Here is a 588-nt window from a genome sequence, read left to right as displayed (position 1 = left end):
GACATCCTCAGTACAGAGGACTGTTGCGACAGAAGCAGAAGTTCAGGTGGCGGGAACCGCCGTGGCTAGCGTGGGTGCGACGCGGTCCGCTTGATGCGGTACATGGCCTCGTCCGCCTTGCGCATCAGCACGCCGGGCGACTCGCCGTCATCGGGGAAGACGCTGAAGCCGATGCTGGCCGAGATGCACATGGGATGGCCGGCGAGCAGGCAAGGCTCGGCCAGTGCGGTGGCGATCTTGCCGGCCACTTGCGCGGCGTCCTCGCGCCGCGCCGCTGCAACCAGCACGACGAACTCGTCGCCGCCCATGCGGCAGACCGTGTCGCTGCTACGCACMGTGGCCTGCAGCACGCGCGCCGCACGCTGCAGCAGCAGGTCACCGACGGCGTGGCCGAACTCGTCGTTGACCTGCTTGAAGCCGTCGATATCGAGGAAATAGATGATCAGGCGTTCACCATGGCGGCGCGCGAGGGCGATGTCGTGGCTCAGCCGGTCCCACAGCACCTCGCGATTCTTCAGCCCGGTCAGCGAGTCGGTCTGGGATGCCTTGACGGCAACTTCCAGCGCCGCATGGGCGGTCTCCACTTCC

General features: G+C 66.8%; 1 protein-coding gene. It reads right to left on the bottom strand.

Annotated elements, in window-relative coordinates:
* Positions 1-65: 65 nt before the first annotated feature.
* Positions 66-588: GGDEF domain-containing protein (locus AC1DU6_RS34985; protein WP_477863139.1), on the bottom strand; the 523-nt coding region annotated here is incomplete at its 5' end.

The sequence above is a fragment of the Roseateles sp. P5_B10 genome, from assembly GCF_056400485.1.
Note: the sequence above shows the minus strand (reverse complement) of the source record. Positions and strands in the feature narration are given on the sequence as shown.